This is a genomic window from Actinoplanes sp. NPDC049668, from assembly GCF_044465445.1.
Classification (GTDB): Bacteria; Actinomycetota; Actinomycetes; order Mycobacteriales; family Micromonosporaceae; genus Actinoplanes.
The window spans coordinates 237,021-252,682 of the sequence record NZ_JBITLR010000002.1 but is presented as its reverse complement, the minus strand read 5'-3'; the positions used below and the strand labels follow the sequence as shown (position 1 = coordinate 252,682).

At 72.7% G+C, this 15,662-nt stretch carries 11 protein-coding genes; 5 read left to right on the top strand and 6 right to left on the bottom strand.

The features are described from left to right. Positions 1-141: 141 nt before the first annotated feature. Positions 142-1,689, bottom strand: a complete 1,548-nt coding sequence (locus ACIBSW_RS08175; protein WP_354722380.1) for a long-chain fatty acid--CoA ligase — start codon at positions 1,687-1,689, stop codon at positions 142-144. 216 nt (positions 1,690-1,905) lie between these two features. Between ACIBSW_RS08175 and ACIBSW_RS08170 the strand changes: the two genes are divergently transcribed. Together ACIBSW_RS08170 and ACIBSW_RS08165 are read left to right on the top strand one after the other, a co-directional pair. After that, on the top strand, positions 1,906-2,100 hold the full coding sequence (locus ACIBSW_RS08170; protein WP_354722379.1) for a ferredoxin: 195 nt from the start codon (positions 1,906-1,908) through the stop codon (positions 2,098-2,100). An 85-nt stretch (positions 2,101-2,185) separates the two neighbouring features. Then, complete coding sequence (locus ACIBSW_RS08165; protein ID WP_354722378.1) at positions 2,186-3,679, top strand: M1 family metallopeptidase; 1,494 nt, start codon at positions 2,186-2,188, stop codon at positions 3,677-3,679. A gap of 18 nt (positions 3,680-3,697) precedes the next feature. Here ACIBSW_RS08165 and ACIBSW_RS08160 read toward each other — a convergent pair whose 3' ends face one another. The 5 genes from ACIBSW_RS08160 to ACIBSW_RS08140 are packed head-to-tail and all read right to left on the bottom strand — an operon-like array spanning position 3,698 to position 11,283. Further along, positions 3,698-4,948 carry an extracellular solute-binding protein gene (locus ACIBSW_RS08160; protein ID WP_354722377.1) on the bottom strand — a complete coding sequence of 417 codons (1,251 nt, stop codon included), beginning with the start codon at positions 4,946-4,948 and terminating at the stop codon, positions 3,698-3,700. Between the two features lies 1 nt (position 4,949). After that, on the bottom strand, positions 4,950-7,418 hold the full coding sequence (locus tag ACIBSW_RS08155) for a caspase family protein (protein WP_404799313.1): 2,469 nt from the start codon (positions 7,416-7,418) through the stop codon (positions 4,950-4,952). Between the two features lie 52 nt (positions 7,419-7,470). Beyond that, positions 7,471-7,854, bottom strand: a complete 384-nt coding sequence (locus ACIBSW_RS08150) for a hypothetical protein (RefSeq protein ID WP_354729529.1) — start codon at positions 7,852-7,854, stop codon at positions 7,471-7,473. 45 nt (positions 7,855-7,899) lie between these two features. Next, positions 7,900-9,051, bottom strand: coding sequence for a DUF2786 domain-containing protein (locus ACIBSW_RS08145; protein ID WP_354729531.1), 1,152 nt, complete (start codon positions 9,049-9,051; stop codon positions 7,900-7,902). Positions 9,052-9,108: 57 nt separating this feature from the next. Then, entirely contained in the window at positions 9,109-11,283 is a 2,175-nt protein-coding gene (locus ACIBSW_RS08140; protein ID WP_354729532.1) for an MMPL family transporter, read from the bottom strand. Between the two features lie 219 nt (positions 11,284-11,502). Here ACIBSW_RS08140 and ACIBSW_RS08135 point away from each other — a divergent pair, with 219 nt between their 5' ends. From ACIBSW_RS08135 to ACIBSW_RS08125, 3 genes are all read left to right on the top strand, one after another. Further along, positions 11,503-12,873 (top strand): glycoside hydrolase family 6 protein, encoded by a 1,371-nt coding sequence (locus ACIBSW_RS08135; RefSeq protein WP_354729534.1) that lies wholly within the window; start codon positions 11,503-11,505, stop codon positions 12,871-12,873. Next, the gene (locus ACIBSW_RS08130) at positions 12,867-14,024 is read left to right on the top strand and encodes a cellulose-binding domain-containing protein (RefSeq protein WP_354729536.1); all 1,158 of its coding nucleotides are present in this window, start codon (positions 12,867-12,869) and stop codon (positions 14,022-14,024) included. The genes ACIBSW_RS08135 and ACIBSW_RS08130 overlap by 7 nt, the downstream gene beginning before the upstream one ends. A gap of 121 nt (positions 14,025-14,145) precedes the next feature. Continuing rightward, positions 14,146-15,597 carry an ATP-binding protein gene (locus ACIBSW_RS08125; protein WP_354729538.1) on the top strand — a complete coding sequence of 484 codons (1,452 nt, stop codon included), beginning with the start codon at positions 14,146-14,148 and terminating at the stop codon, positions 15,595-15,597. Positions 15,598-15,662: the final 65 nt, after the last annotated feature.

The following is a 15,662-nucleotide window of genomic DNA, read 5'->3' as shown; positions in this document are numbered from 1 at the left end:
ACCCCCGCCACTGTGCCGCACGGGTGCAAACGATCTTCACGACGGGGTGGAGCGGCCGATTCTACGCAGGAAACGGCACCCGGAGAGTCCCCCTCCGGGTGCGCTTCCCGCGATCCGCCAGGTCGGACCGGCGGTGGTGGGTCAGGTGAGGGCGCGCTTGAGGAGTTTGCCCGTCGCGGTCATCGGCAGGGACTCGGCGAACTGGATCGTCCGTGGGTACTTGTAGCCGGCCATCTGGTCCTTGCTCCAGGCGACGAGCTCCTCCTCGGTGATCGCGGCGCCCTCCTTGAGGATCACGTACGCCTTGACCTCCTCGCCGTGGCTCGGGTGCGGCACGCCGATGACCGCGGCGAGGGACACCGCCTCGTGGGTCATCAGGACCTCCTCGACCTCGCGCGGGTAGACGTTGAAGCCGCCGCGGATGATCATGTCCTTGGCCCGGTCGACGATGTAATAGAAGCCGTCCTTGTCGCGCCTGCCCAGGTCGCCGGTGCGGAACCAGCCGTTGTTGAGAACCTCGGCGGTGGCCTCGGGGCGGTTGTAGTAGCCGTTCATGATGCAGTGGCCGCGGATCGCGATCTCGCCGATCTCGTCGCTGCCCTCGACGGTGTTCCAGGACTCGTCGATCAGCTTCAGCTCGACGCCCCAGATAGGGATGCCGATGGAGCCGGGCCGCGGGTCGCTGTCGGGGTCGCTGAACGTCGCGACGGGCGAGGTCTCGGACAGGCCGTAGCCCTCCAGGATGGTCACCCCGAGGCGCTGCTGCACCTCCTTGATGATCTCCAGCGGGAGGCTCGACCCGCCGCTGACCGCGACCCGCATGTTGCGGGCGATCTTTTCCACGTCCACGTCGTCGGTCAGGGCGTTGAGCAGGCCCCAGTACATCGTCGGCACGCCGGCGAAGAACGTGACGTCCTCGGCCTGCAGCAGCTTGACCGCGGCCGCGGCGTCGAAGCGTGGCAGCAGCACCAGCGTCGCCGCGGTGGCGAAGCCCGCGTTCATGTTCACCGTGGAGCCGAAGGAGTGGAACAGCGGCAGCACCAGCAGGTGCGTGTCGGTGCCGGGCTTCGCCTGGAACAGCCGGTTGCAGGTCAGGGCGTTGAGGATCAGGTTCGAGTGGCTGAGCTCGGCGCCCTTGCTCTGGCCGGTGGTGCCGCTGGTGTAGAGGATGACCGCCGGATCCGTCTCGGCCGCCGGCACGGTCTCGAAGGCGGGGGACTGGCCGGTCAGCGCCCGGCCCAGCGTCTCGGCGCCCTCGATCGGCGACGGGGCGGCCGGGTCGGCGGTGACCAGGAAGAAGTGCTCGCAGCCCTCGGCCTGGCCGAAACCGGCGTGGCCCTCGGCGCCCATCGGCAGGTCGGCGGTGCCCTGGAAGCAGAAGTACGCCTTCGCCTCGGAGTCGGTCAGGTGGTAGGCGATCTCGCGGCCCTTGAGCAGCACGTTGAGCGGCACGACCACCGCGCCGGCCTTGAGGATCCCGTAGTAGATCACCGGGAAGTACGGCAGGTTCGGGCACGACAGCGCGACCTTGTCGCCGCGGCCGATGCCACGCGAGGCCAGCAGGTTGGCGACCTGGTTGGCGCCCGCGTCCACCTGGGCGTAGGTGAGGCGCTGGTCGCCGAGGACCACCGCCGTCCGGTTCGGGTAGCGCCGGGCGCTGTCCTCCAGGAAGACGGAAAGGTTGATCATGGTGGTCTCCTCGAAGCTCCGCAGTGCGACGGCCTCAATCCCAACATGCCGGGGATGGTTGAAGAACCCTCCAGCCGATTTTGTTCACCCCACGCGGGACGCGGCGGCGACCGGCCGTTTTCGCGGCGATCGGTACATATCCATGCGGATGTTGACCGGCGCGGGGTCGCCATGCAGTGTGGACGCGGTGACTCAACGTGATGCCTGGGAGGGCTCATGAAGGTAGCCGTCGACACCCACCTGTGCATCGGGTCGGGCACGTGCGCGCTGACCGCCCCGGCCGTCTTCGACACCGATCCCGAGGAGGCGGTCGTCGTCCTGCTCGAGCCGGAGCCGCCGCCCGAGCAGTACGAGGCGGTCCGCTCGGCGGTGCTGCACTGCCCGGCCGCGGTGATCTCGATCCTGGACTGACACGGCTTCGAGGAACTTCGATAGGTTCGAGCTGACCACTCCACGTCGGACCGTGATCCGGTCCGCGACGGAAGGAAGTTCGACCGTGCGACGACTGCTGGTGGCAACGCTCGCCACCGCACTGACCTTGGCCGGGGGTGCGCTCCCGGCACAGGCCGCACCCGCTCCCGGCGGCGCCGGGCTGGGGGACGAGTACTTCCCCGACTACGGCAACGGCGGCTACGACGTCTCGCATTACGACGTCCGGCTGCGCTACTACCCCGACGACGACCGGCTCACCGGCACCACCACGATCCTGGCCACCGCGACACAGGATCTCAGCTCGTTCCACCTCGACTTCGTGCTCGACGTGGCCTCCGTGAAGGTCAACAACCGGCCCGCCGCGTTCCGCGCCGAGGGCGACCACGAACTGGTGGTCACCCCGCCGAGGTCGGTCGCGCGCGGGAGTGCGATGACCGTGGTGGTGCAGTACTCCGGCGTGCCGTCCAACAAGGTCGCGGCCGGCTACACCGCCTGGGTGCGCACCCCCGACGGCGCGCTCGCGGTCGGACAGCCCGAGGAGGCCTGGTGGTGGTTCCCGAGCAACGACCACCCGAGCGACAAGGCCACCTTCGACGTCTCCGTCGCGGTGCCCGACGGGGTCGAGGTGATCAGCAACGGCGTCATGCCGCGCAACCCGGTTCGCGAGATCCTCGGCTGGACCCGGTGGAGCTGGCGCTCGATCCATCCGCAGGCGACCTACCTGGCGTTTCTGGCGATCGGGCAGTATGAGATCACCCGGGACACCACGGCCGACGGCCAGCAGGTGATCAACGCGTACTCGGATCTGCTCGCGCCGGACTTCGAGGACGCGGCGAAGGCCAGCGTCGAGCGCACCGCAGAGGTGGTCGACTGGGAGAGCAGCGTCTTCGGGCCGTACGCGTTCGAGAGCCGCGGCGGCGTGGTCGCCCCGCCGAACACGCTCGGCTTCGCCCTCGAGACGCAGACCCGGCCGGTCTACTCGTCGGCCTTCTTCCGCAGCGGCTCGAACATGTCGGTGGTCGTGCACGAGAACGCCCACCAGTGGTTCGGCGACACCGTCTCGGTCGACCAGTGGAAGGAGATCTGGCTCAACGAGGGCTTCGCCAGCTACGCCGAGTGGCTCTGGTCGCAGGAGCAGGGCGAGGGCACCGCCCAGGAGATCTTCGACTACCTGTACGCGACCGAGCCGGCGGACTTCTGGACCGTCGCGCCCGCCGATCCCGGCCCCTCCGGGATCTTCGACAACGCCGTGTACGACCGGGGCGCGATGACCCTGCATCAGCTCCGGAAGACCATCGGCGACGAGGACTTCTTCGAGCTGCTGCGCACCTGGGTGGCCGAGCACCGGTACGCCGACGGCAACACCGCCGAGTTCACCGCGCTCGCCGAGAAGATCTCCGGTCAGCAGCTGGACGAGCTGTTCGACGCGTGGCTCCACACGCCGTCGAAGCCGGCCGTCGAGGGCGCCACCGCGCAGCTGCGGGCCGCCGCGCCGAAGGCGCCGAAGTCGCTTGCCAGGATCCAGCAGAACCACGACCTGCTGCACGACCGGCACTGAGCGCCGGGCCCTGCGGGGCTACCTGCCCTGCAGGGCCCGGGTCAGCCGGTCGGCCAGGTCCGGCGGAAGCGACTCGCGTCTGTGGGTCAGCACGTCGTGCACCTGTTCGTTGAGCACCCGGCTGAAGGCCACGTAGTTCGGCGATACCGGCCGCAGCCGGGCGGTGTCGATCGCCTCCCGCAGCCGCGGCAGGTACGGGTACTTCTGTTTGATCGACTCGTCCTCGTAGACGACGGCACGGGTGGCGGCGAAGCCGCCGTTGACGAAGAGCAGCCGCTGGGCGCGTTCGCCGGTGAGGAACTCGATCAGCGCCTGCGCCGCCCGGGGTTTCCTGGTCCGCTCCGCGATCGCCAGGTTCTGCCCGCCGAGCACGCTGACGCCGGGCAGCCGTGTCACGTCGAAGTCGAACTTCGCGCCGCCGGGCTGATCGCCGGTGCGCATCGCCCGGTACGCGACCGGCCAGTTGCGCATGAACAGCGTCTTGCCTTCCTGGAACGCGATGCGGCTGCTGGTCTCCTCGGAGTTCACCGCGTCGGCCAGGATCGGGCCCGGCCGGAGCAGCCGGGCGGCCTCGTCCCACTTCGCCAGGTCGAGAGTCACCCGGCCGTCGGCGGAGACCGCGAGGTCGCCGCCGATCGACCAGACCGCCTCGAGGAAGTTGACGGTGAGCCCCTCGTAGGCGTTGAGCTGCCCGGTCCAGGCGGCCTCGAAGCCGGACGGGATCTTGGCGGCCCTGATCGTGTTCCAGTCGAACGGCGGCTTCAGCCCTTGGTCGGTGCGGTAGTAGAGCAGGCCCGCGTCGGTGTTGAACGGCAGCGCCCACAGCCGCCCGTCGTACCGGCAGGTCCGCAGCGGGTTCGGCATGAAAGCCCGGTCCGGGCGCTCGGCGAGCAGCGAGGAGTCGATCGGCCGGATCAGCCGGCGCCCGGACGGCGGCGCGGCGAACCGGGCCGTCCAGGCCACGTCGAGGTTGAAGATGTCGGTGTCGCCGTCCTCGGCCCGGCTGACCATCTCGGCGTACTGTCCGTCCGCGGCCTCGGGCAGCGTCACGATCCGGGCCCGGTTGCGCGGGTGGCTGTCGTTCCAGATGTTCACCAGCTGCTGGCGCTGCCCGCCGGGGCTGTCGTCCTGGCCGCTGAGGATCACCAGCTCGCCGGCCTCGAGCTCGGCCGGCCCCGACAGCGGGCCGAACAGGAACAGCGAGGCGATCAGCGCGGCGCCCGTCAGGTTGCCGGCGACGAAGGTCATCCAGGGTCGCAGCCGTAGCACGTCAGTCGCCTTCCATCTCCCAGACGGCGCGGAACATCGAGGTGAGCGCCGGCTGCAGGGAGTCCGGCCCGGCGTCGAAGCAGCGGCCGCCGCTGTCCGTGGTCAGCGCCGCGAGGGCGGCGTCGGCGCAGCTCACGTCGCCGACGGCGATCACGAAGATGCGTACGCCGGCGGTCTGCGCCGCCGACGGCCGCGGCCGGCCGCTGGTGTCCTTGCCGTCGGTGAGCACCACCAGGGTGCGCTGCGCGTCGCCGGGTCCGGCCCGCAGCGCCGCGGCGCCGCGGCGGACCGCCTCGTACAGCGGGGTGTCGCCGGCGGGCCGGACCGCGGCGGCCGACCGGCGCACCCGGCCGACCGGGTCGTCGCCCGCCGCGGCGATCGGCAGCAGCTCGCGGGCGCCCTGGCCGCCGAAGGTGAGCAGGCCCAGCTCGTCGCGCCGGCCCAGCCGGGAGGCCGCCTGCTCGACGGCGGCCGCGGCGACCTCGAAGCGGGTCCGGTCCGGGTCGGCGGTGACGGCGTTCATCGAGCCCGAGGAGTCCAGGGCGACCAGGAAGCGGCCGGGCCGGCGGGCCGCGGCGTAGAGCTCGGCGACGTTGCGGCGGGTCAGCGCGTTCGGCTCACCCGGCACCCGCCGCACGAACGGCCAGTCGGCGAGCGCGCCGTTCACGGGCCCGATCGGATCGGCGGCGTCCAGGCCGGTCGGGCGCAGCCCGGCGCGCAGCAGCGCCTGCCGCCCCGGCTTCTGCCGCAACCAGCTCACGAACCAGGCCGCGTACGACCGTGCGGTGCCGCCCTGCGCGCTCCGCGGCCAGGTCAGGGTCACGGCGACCTGGCGGACCGCCGGGGTGGTGGCCGGGTAGAACGCGTGCAGCTGGTCGACGGCGGCCGGGACGGCGGCGCCGACGCAACCGCCGTCCGGTGCGTCGCCGCGGTTGAACCGCACCAGCTGCTGCTCGGTGAGGAGCACGGCGGTGCCGCCCCGGACCCGGCGCTGGTGGCACAGCAGGGCCGCCTCGTCGCCGACCGGGTAGCCGCCGGCGTCCAGGAACCGTTCCAGGGGCTGCTCGATCTCCGTACGGGCCGCGGCCGGGTCGAGGGTGCCGTCCCGGTAGAGGGTCGCGGTCGCCATCCGCGCGACCGCCGAGCCGGCGAAGTCGCCGCGCACCACGCCGTCGCGTCCGCCCACCGCGGCGAGCAGGGCCGGAAGGGAGACATTGGAGCGGCGCCGCGCCTCGTCGCCGGGCACCCGGGCCCGCGCCGGCACGCCGAGCACGATCGGGGTCTGCGCGATCAGCTCCACCCGGTCGATGACGTCGCGGGCGTCCGGCGGGACCTCGCCGGCGGTGGCCGGCAGCCAGACGTCCGGGTGCGGGCCCACGTCGCGCAGGTAGTCCCGGCCGTCATCGCCGACGCCCCAGCCCTTCCGCAGGCCCTCGGTGAGATCGTCGACGGCGGCCGGATAGACGTAGAGGTCGACCGCGCGACAGCCGTGCTGCCGCTCGGCCACCCACTCCTCGAACCCCGCGGCGATCTCCCGGTAGGCGCCCAGCCCGCCCGGCGCGGCGGCCACCCGGACCTGTGCCGGGGTCGGGCACCCGCCGCCCGCGACGGCGCCGTCCGCCTGGATGCCGCACCCGCAGAGCAGGCCGGCGGCCGCCAGTAGCGGCAGGAGCACGCGCCGCGGCAGCGGGCCCCGGCCCCCTGGGGCCGGCGCCGGCACCGGAGCCGGCGCCGGGCGGGGCGGCGGCCGATCGGGTGCGAGCCCGCGGGCGCTGTGCGCGATCCGCAGGATCCCCTGCATCCGATGCGCGGAGTACGTCGGGCTCTGCCGGGGCGAGGCGGCGTCGCGCCGCATCCGGGCGGCGACGTACTGGTACAACTCGTACGAGTCGACCGCGCCGTCGCGGTTCATGTCGGCCCGGCCGGTCTCCAGCCCGTGCACGACAGAGCGGGTGAACAGCCCGGCGTCCGACTCGTACGCGTGCTCGATCGAGGTGGCGGCGGTGATCACCACCTCGCCGCGGTGGCTCCGGTCGTCCGGGTTGCCGGCCTTGAAGCCGGGCATCGGGGGCGACGCCGGCGGCTGCTCCGGGCCCAGGCCGGCGAGCACGCCGTCGTGCTGCACGAACGCGCCCGCGTAGCAGCAGTCGAGCAGCACGACGATGCGCCGGGCCGGGCTGTCGCGGATCTCCGCGCTGATGTGGTCGGCCTTGAGCCCGGTGACCCAGAGGGAGTCGCGCATCGTGTCGTGGTTGACGAAGTACAGGTTGCCGTCGCCGTCGCGCTCGCCGTGCCCGGAGATGTGCAGCAACAGCATGTCGTCCGGGTCGGCGTGCGAGAAGAAGTCCCGCACCATCAGGCCGGCGGCGCGCACGGTGGCGTCCTGCAGGACGGTCACCTCGAAGTCCCCGATGCGCGGGTCGCCGAGGACCCGTTCCAGCTCCGCGGCGTCCCGGGCGGTGCCGGGCAGCGGTGCGAACGCCCTGCTCTGGTAGCTCTCCGTTGCGATGATCAGCGCACGTCTACGGCTCAGGGTCGGTGACCTCCTCGATGAACGCCTTGATGAGCTTGTCGACCTGCGCGTCGCTGGCGTTGGTGAGGATCAGCTCGGCCTTCTCCGTCCGGAACTCGATCTGGCCGCGGCCCTGCCGGCGCCGCCAGTCGGCGAGGTAGGTCAGCACGGCGGTGATCGCCTCCGGCTGGGCCAGCACGGACATGATCAGCGTGCCCACCGCGATCAGCTCGGCGCCGCGCGCACCCTCCGGCGCGCCGGGCTCGCGGTCCTGCGCGACGGAGACCACGTCATCCAGGTCGTGCAGCTCGTGCAGGAGCTTCTTCGCCGCGGTGTCGGCGGCGGTCTCGTCCTCGGCCACGACTGTGACCCGGGCCACGATTGTCTTGCTCACGGCCGTACCCTACACAGTGGAATCAAGATCTTGCAGAGGGTGTGGCTAAGGCAGGTTCGCCTCGTCGGCGGCCTCGCGGCCGGACTCCCAGCCCTCGCGGTTGGCCACCCGGAAGCCCCGGCCGCGCACCGTCGACGGGAACGAGCGGTCCCGGGCCTCGCGGATCCGCACGTCGCGGGAGGCGAGCACGGGCAGCAGCGCGGCCGGGTCGCCGATCTGCTCCAGCGCCGCCCGGCCGGCCTCGGCGAGCCGCTCGCCGATCCGGACCGCGTAGCCGACCAGGAACGACTGCCGGAAGGTCTTGAGCCGGGCCCGGCCCGCCTTGCCGCCGGGCGGCTCGGCGCGGGCCATCGCCCGGTGCGCCTGCACCAGCAGCGAGGTGTGCAGCAGGTCGACCGCGTCGATGTCGGCGTCGAAGCCGAAGACGGTGGCGAAGCCGAACTCGGGGGACCAGACGACGTGGCAGCGGTTGGCCCGGGCGACGGAGGTGAGCAGCGAGGCCTTCTCGCTCTCGTACGGGTGGTCGACCCCGATGCGCCGGGCGTACGGGACCACGGCCTCGCTCGCGCCGGTCAGCAGCGCCTCGTCGAGGCTGTGCAGCGAGATCAGCTCCTGCGCCTTGGCGGTGTACGCCTCCGCCTCGGCCGGGAACGTGGTGGCCTCGGCCTTGGCCAGCAGCGCGCGCACCCGCTCGAGCTTCGCGTCGTTGCCGGGCGCCCGCGGTGCCGCCGTCGCCTGGCCCGGCGGCGGGACCAGCGTCTCGATCGGCGGCAGCCCGGCCAGCAGGCCCAGCAGCGACAGCAGCGCGTCGATCAGCGTGACCCGGTCGACCCGACGGTGGGCGGCGACCTCCCGCAGGTAGCCGGCGTCGTCGCCCCACCAGGCCCGGGCCGCCAGCTCGCCGGCCTGTGCCCGCCAGCGCGCGTCGACCGTCTTGGGCGGGAAGCCGCGCAGGTACGCGGCGACGGCGTCGATGATCAGCCGCGGCTGGACGCCGGTGCCGCGCCGGGCGACGACCCGGTGCAGCTCGGCGGGCTGCCATCCGCCGCGCCACAGCCGGGCGGCGGCGTCGAACAGGGCGGTGGCCAGGGCCGGATCGACGTCGGCCGCCGGGGCGACGGCCAGGGTGTCGAGGCCGTCCTCGTACCCGAGCCGCCCGCCGACGACCGCGACGATCGTCTCCCGCACCGAATTCACGTGGCAATGATGCCCGGCCTCCCCGGGCCGGGAGGCCCAGGGAGGCGCGCGTCACCGTTACCGGCCGGCGGTCACCAGGTCCACCGGGCTGCGTTCCGGCTCGGCCGGAGCCTCGCGCAGCCTGTCGCCCTCGACGTCGATGTCCGGCAGCAGGCGGTCCAGCCAGCGCGGCAGCCACCAGGCCCGGCGCCCCAGCAGGGTCATCACCGCGGGCACGATGGTCATCCGGACCACGAACGCGTCGAAGAGGATCGCCACCGCCAGCGCGAAGCCGATGGACTTCACCAGCGACTCGGGCGAGAGGATGAAGCCGGCGAAGACGCTGACCATGATGATCGCGGCGGCCGTCACCACCCGGGCGCCGTGCGCGAAGCCGGAGACCACCGCCTGCGTCGGCGCGGCGCCGTGCACGTGCTCCTCGCGCATCCGGCTGACAAGGAACACCTCGTAGTCCATGGCCAGGCCGAAGACGATGCCGATCAGGAAGATCGGCAGCATGCTGATGATCGGGCCGGCCTGGTCGATGCCCAGCGCCGAGTTCAGCCAGCCCCACTGGAAGACCGCGACGACCGCGCCGAACGTGGCCGCCACCGAGAGCAGGAAGCCGGCGATCGCCTTGAGCGGCACCAGCAGCGACCGGAACAACAGCGTCAGCAGCAGGAACGCCAGCACCACGATCACCGACAGGTACGGCAACAGCGCCGAGCCCATCCGGTCGGACATGTCGATGTCGACGGCGGTGGTGCCGGTGACGGAGATGCCGGCACCGCCGGAGTCCCGGATCGCGTGCACCAGCGCCTCGGTCTCGGCGCTGTCCGGCGCGGAGGCCGGGATGACCTGCAGGACGGCGGTGTCCCGGGCCGGGTTGACGGCCGGCGGGCTGACCGTGACGACGCCGGGCAGGCCCTTGATGGCGGCGGTCGCCTCGGCCGCGGCCCGCTCCGGGTCCCGTCCGCCGGCGGCGTCGACCACGACGGTGAGCGGGCCGTTGAAGCCGGCGCCGAACCCCTCGGTCAGCGTGTCGTAGGCCTTACGCTGGGTCGACTCGGGACTCGCCATGTTGTCGCCGGGCAGGCCGAGGCGCATGTCGAGGGCGGGAACCGCGAGCACCAGCAGGCCGACGACGGCGGCGACCAGGACGGCCACCGGGCGCCCGGTCACGAACCGGGCCCAGCGCAGGCCGGCGGTCGGCCTCGCGCCGGAGGCGGCCTCCGGGTCCCGGCCGCGCCGTCCCATGATCCGCCCGCCGGCGAAGCCGAGCAGCGCGGGCAGCAGGGTCAGCGCGATCAGCACGGCGATGACGACGGCGAAGGCCGCCGCGAGCCCCATCTCGGTGAGCACCGGGATGTTCACCACGGCCAGCGCGGACAGGGCGATGACCACGGTCAGGCCGGCGAAGGTCACCGCCGAGCCGGCGGTGCCGACGGCCCGCGCGGCGGCCTCGTCGCCCGCCCGGCCGATGGTCAGCTCGTGCCGGTACCGGGAGACGATGAAGAGCGCGTAGTCGATGGCCACCGCGATGCCGAGCATCAGCGCCAGCGTGGAGGTGCTGCTGCCGAGGTCGACGAAGCCGGAGGCGATCTGGATGCCCAGCATCGCGGCGGCGACGCCGAGGATCGCGGTCAGCAGCGGGAGCCCGGCGGCCACCAGCGAGCCGAACGTCACGACGAGCACCACGGCGGCGACCAGGATGCCGAGCACCTCGGAGTTGCCCGGGCCGCCCTGCTCCTGCATGGCGTCGCCGCCCATCTCCACGGCCAGCCCGGCGTCACGGCCGGCCCCGGCGGCAGCGGCGAGCGCGTCCCGGTCGTCCTGGGCCAGCGCGGTCGCCGGCACCGCGAACGTGACCTGGGAGTACGCGACGGTGCCGGCGGGATTGACGGTGCCCTGCAGCGGGTCGGTGACCGCCACCACGTCCGCGACGCCCTTGAGCCGCGCGACGGTCTGCGCGATCGCGGCCCGGTTGGCGTCGTCGGTGAGCTGCTCCCCGGCCGGCGCGGCGAACACCACGCGGGCCCGCGCGCCGTCGGCCGCGGCGCCCGGGAAGCGCTCGGCGAGCAGGTCCATCGCCTCCTGCGCCTGCGTGCCCGGTATGGAGAACTCGTCGGACGTCGGCCCGGACAGCGTGGCCGCGCCGACGCCGAGCAGGGCCAGCGCGGCGAGCCAGAGCGCCAGGACGAGTTTGCGCCGGTGGAAGCTGAACCGGCCGAGCCGGTACAGGTAGGCGGCCATTCGAGACTCCAGGGTCGGGTGGCTGTGACCCTTTGAACGATCACCGAATTCGCGCTCCGGCGCGTCGTCTGGTCGCAGTCATCCGCATACCGTCGCCGTGGTACCCGGCCGGCACCGGCTACTGCGACCAGACGAGTTCGGGTTGAGATTTCACCCTTGTTACAACTACGGTGGTCGATGCATGGGAGCGCTCCCACGTCCATCCCCAGGAGATGTCGAATGCGCTTGAGAATCCTCGCGACCGCCGGTGCCATGGTCGCCACCACCGCCGTGCTCTGGCCCGGATCCGCCTCCGCCGCCGAGTCCCCCTACTACACCGATCCGCAGACCAGCGCCGCCAGATGGGTCGCCGCCAACCCCGGCGACTCCCGCGCCGCGGTGATCCGCGACCGGATCGCGAGCGTCCCGCAGGGGCGCTGGTTCACCCAGAACAACACCGCGACGGTCGCGTCCGAGGTGGACTCGTTCGTCGGCGCGGCCGCCGCGGCCGGCAAGACGCCGATCCTGGTCGTCTACAACATCCCCAACCGCGACTGCAGCGGCGCGAGCTCCGGCGGCCTGCCGAACCACACGGCGTACCGGCAGTGGATCGATCAGGTCGCCGCCGGGCTCAAGGGGCGGGCCGCCGCGATCATCCTCGAGCCGGACGTGTTGCCGATCATGACGAACTGCCTCTCCCAGGCGCAGCAGCAGGAGGTCTACGCCTCCATGGCGTACGCGGGCAAGAAGCTCAAGGCCGGCTCGAGCGCCGCCCGGGTCTACTTCGACGCCGGCCACTCGGCCTGGCTGTCGGCCTCGGAGATGGCGGCGCGGCTGGTGCGGGCGGACGTCGCGAACAGCGCGGACGGCATCTCGGTGAACGTCTCCAACTACCGCACCAACGCGGAGTCGATCCCGTACGTCCGGAACGTCATCGCGGCCACCGGCGACTCCAGCCTCAAGGGCGTCATCGACACCAGCCGCAACGGCAACGGCCCGGCGGGCAGCGAATGGTGCGACCCGGCCGGGCGCGCGATCGGCATACCCAGCACCAACGCGGTCTCCGACCCGATCCTGGACGCGTACCTGTGGATCAAGCTGCCCGGCGAGGCCGACGGCTGCATCGCCGGCGCCGGCCAGTTCGTGCCGCAGCGCGCCTACGACCTGGCGATCGCGGCGGGCCCCGTCACGACGCCGCCGACCACTCCGCCGACGACCCCGCCGACCACGCCTCCGACCACGCCGCCCACGACGCCGCCGACCACGCCTCCGACCACCCCGCCCACGACGCCGCCGACCGGTGGCGCCTGCTCGGTCGCGTACACGGCGAACGCCTGGTCGAACGGCTTCACCGCCGACGTCAAGATCACTAACAACCGCGCCGCGCTCACCGCGTGGACCCTCACCTTCACCGTCCCGGCCAACGTGACCCTGGCCAGCGGCTGGAGCGGGGTCTGGTCGCAGTCGGGCACCACGATCACCGTGCGCAACGCGGCGTGGAACGGCAACCTCGGCGCCGGCGCGAGCGTCAGCGCGGGCTTCCAGGCGAGCTTCACCGGCGCCGCGCCGGCGAACCCGACCGGGTACGCGCTGAACGGCGTCGCGTGCTGATCAGGCTGGCGGCGGCCGGCACCCTGCTGGTGGGTGCCGTGCTCGCCGCCGTGACCCCGGCGGCGGCCGCGACCGCCTGCGACGTCGTCTACACCGTCAACCAGTGGAGCACCGGCTTCACCGCCGACGTGCGGGTCACCAACAACGGCGCGCCGATCAACGGCTGGGTGGTGACCTGGACGTTCACCGGCAACCAGCAGGTCACCAACGGCTGGAACGCCCAGGTGACCCAGTCCGGCGGCGCGGTGCGGGCGGCCGCGCCGCCCTACAACACCACCCTCGCCACCGGCGCCTCGACCGGCTTCGGCTTCCAGGGCACGTACTCGGGCACCAACGCCGCGCCGGCGTCCTTCGCACTCAACGGCGTGACCTGCAACGGCGACCCGCCACCGACGACAACCCCGCCCACAACCCCGCCCACAACCCCGCCCACAACCCCGCCGACGACGCCACCGACCAGCACGCCGCCCAACCCGGGCGGATGCGCGTCCGGTGCCCGGTGCGACGGCTTCGAGGGCACGCAGGCCGACTGGGCGGTGACCTATCCGGACTGCTCGGGCGCGGGCAAGGCGGTGTTCGACACCGCGGTCGCGCACGGCGGCGGCACCTCGCTGCGGATCGACGGCGCGGCCGGCTACTGCAACCACGTCTTCGTCCGCAACACGGCCCTGCTGCCGGCCGCGGGATCGGCGTTGTTCGTGCGCTACTGGGTGCGGCACACCACCGCGCTGCCGGCCGCGCACGTCACCGCCGTCGCCCTGCGCGACGCGAACGACGGCAACCGGGACCTGCGCTTCGGCGGCCAGAACGGCGCCCTGCAATGGAACCGGGCCTCGGACGACGCGACGCTGCCCGAGCAGAGCCCGGCCGGGGTCGCGCTGTCGTCCCCGCTGCCGGTCGGCGCCTGGAACTGCGTCGAGTTCAAGGTCGACGGCCGCGACGGGACGATGCAGACCTGGCTGAACGGGACCTCCGTGCCGGGGCTGCTCGAGGACGGCGTGCCCACGCACGACATCGACGGCCAGTGGCTGAACCGGACCTGGCGACCCGCGCTCACCGACCTGCGGCTGGGCTGGGAGAGCTACGGCGAGGGCGCGGACACGCTCTGGTACGACGATGTCGCGGTCGGCACCACGCGCGCCGGCTGCTGATTCGGCGGCCGGTGCACCGGCGGCGGCGCGGCAGCAGCAGCCGCGCCGCCGTCCGGTGTTTCTCGCCGTAACGGGCCGAGGTCGCCGCGGCGTGTCACTCTTGGTGCGGGAAGGGGCCGCCATGTCCTTCGAATACGCGGGCGCCACGGTCGAGATCGTCGACGCCGCCACCATCCTCGCCGCCGCGCGGGTCAACCCGGTCGAGCTGCTGCGCCGGGCCGCCTTCCCGGCGCCGGTCAGCGGCGCCGAGCTGACCGTGACCAGCGCCGACACCGGCTCCGGGCCGGTGCACGTGTTCGTCGCGGAGATCCGCGCCGACGGCGCCGACGGGCCGAGCAAGGAGCGCCTGCGGGCGCTCGTGCTCGGCAACGTCCCGGTCGGCCCGCTGCTGGCGAAGCGGATCGCCGCCGGCGACGTGGTCACCACCCGGATCGTGGACGAGGTCGGCGCGGCGGCCTTGGCGGCGTACCGGAAACTCGGTCTTGATCGTCCGGCCGGGCCCACCGCCGAGCGTGAGCCGGGCGCGGTCCTGGCCGACGCCGCGGCCGGAATGCAGGCGACGGTCGGCTACGAGCGCGAGGGCGTGCTGCGGCTGCGCGCGGAGGTCGCCCGCGACGAGGTCCGGCCCGAGCATCTCGAGGCGATGGTCCGGCTGATGCTGCAGGCCGTGGTCGAGCTGCTCGGCCCGGAAGCCGGCGAGCGGCCGCTGGCCGGCCGCCGCTACCTGGTCACCCGGGAGACCATTCCCCGGGTCGCGACGACCACCCAGACGGTCACCCTCGACCAGGTCGGCGGGCTGGTGGAGCTGGTCGCCGAGCTGCGGCAGATCGCGGTGTCGTTCCGGCACCCGGAGGCGATGGCCCGGTGGGGCGCGCGCCGGCCGCAGGGCATCCTGATGTACGGCCCGCCGGGCACCGGCAAGACCATGCTGTCGCGCGCGCTCGCCAACGAGATCGGCGCCGACTTCCGGGAGGTCCGCACGCCGGAGATCCTCGACAAATGGCTCGGCGGCTCGGAGCGCAACATCAAGCAGATCTTCCGCGAGGCCCGGCGCTACCGGGAGCCGACGCTGATCCTCTTCGACGAGTTCGACTCGATCATCAGCTACGCCGGCTCGGGCGGCGACGCGGCGAGCCAGGCGATCAACGCGGTGGCGGGCATCTTCAAGCAGGAGATGAACGACCTGATCGAGGCGAACCCGAACGTCATCGTGGTGGCGACGACGAACTTCCCGCACCGGGTCGACGACTCGCTGATCCGCTCGGGCCGCTTCGACGTGAAGATCTCGGTGCCGAGGCCGGACGAGGCGAGCCGGGCGGAGATCTTCCGCAAGATGATCGCGCAGCTCGTCGCGGTGCACGAGGAGCCGGGCTTCACGATGTTCGCCGACGGGCTCGACCTGGCCGAGCTGGCCCGGCTGAGCCACGGCATGACCGGCGCGGACATCAAGGAGGTGCTGCGCCGGGTGCAGCTGGCCAAGGCGATGCAGGACGCCCGCACCGGCGGGATGGTCGGGCCGATCAGCCAGGACGAGCTGAAGGCCAGCATCACCGAGCTGTCGACGCAGCGTTAGGTCCGCCAGGCGGTCCATCTGTTCCCAGGACATAGCCGTACGCCTATATTGAGACTCCCAGGTGG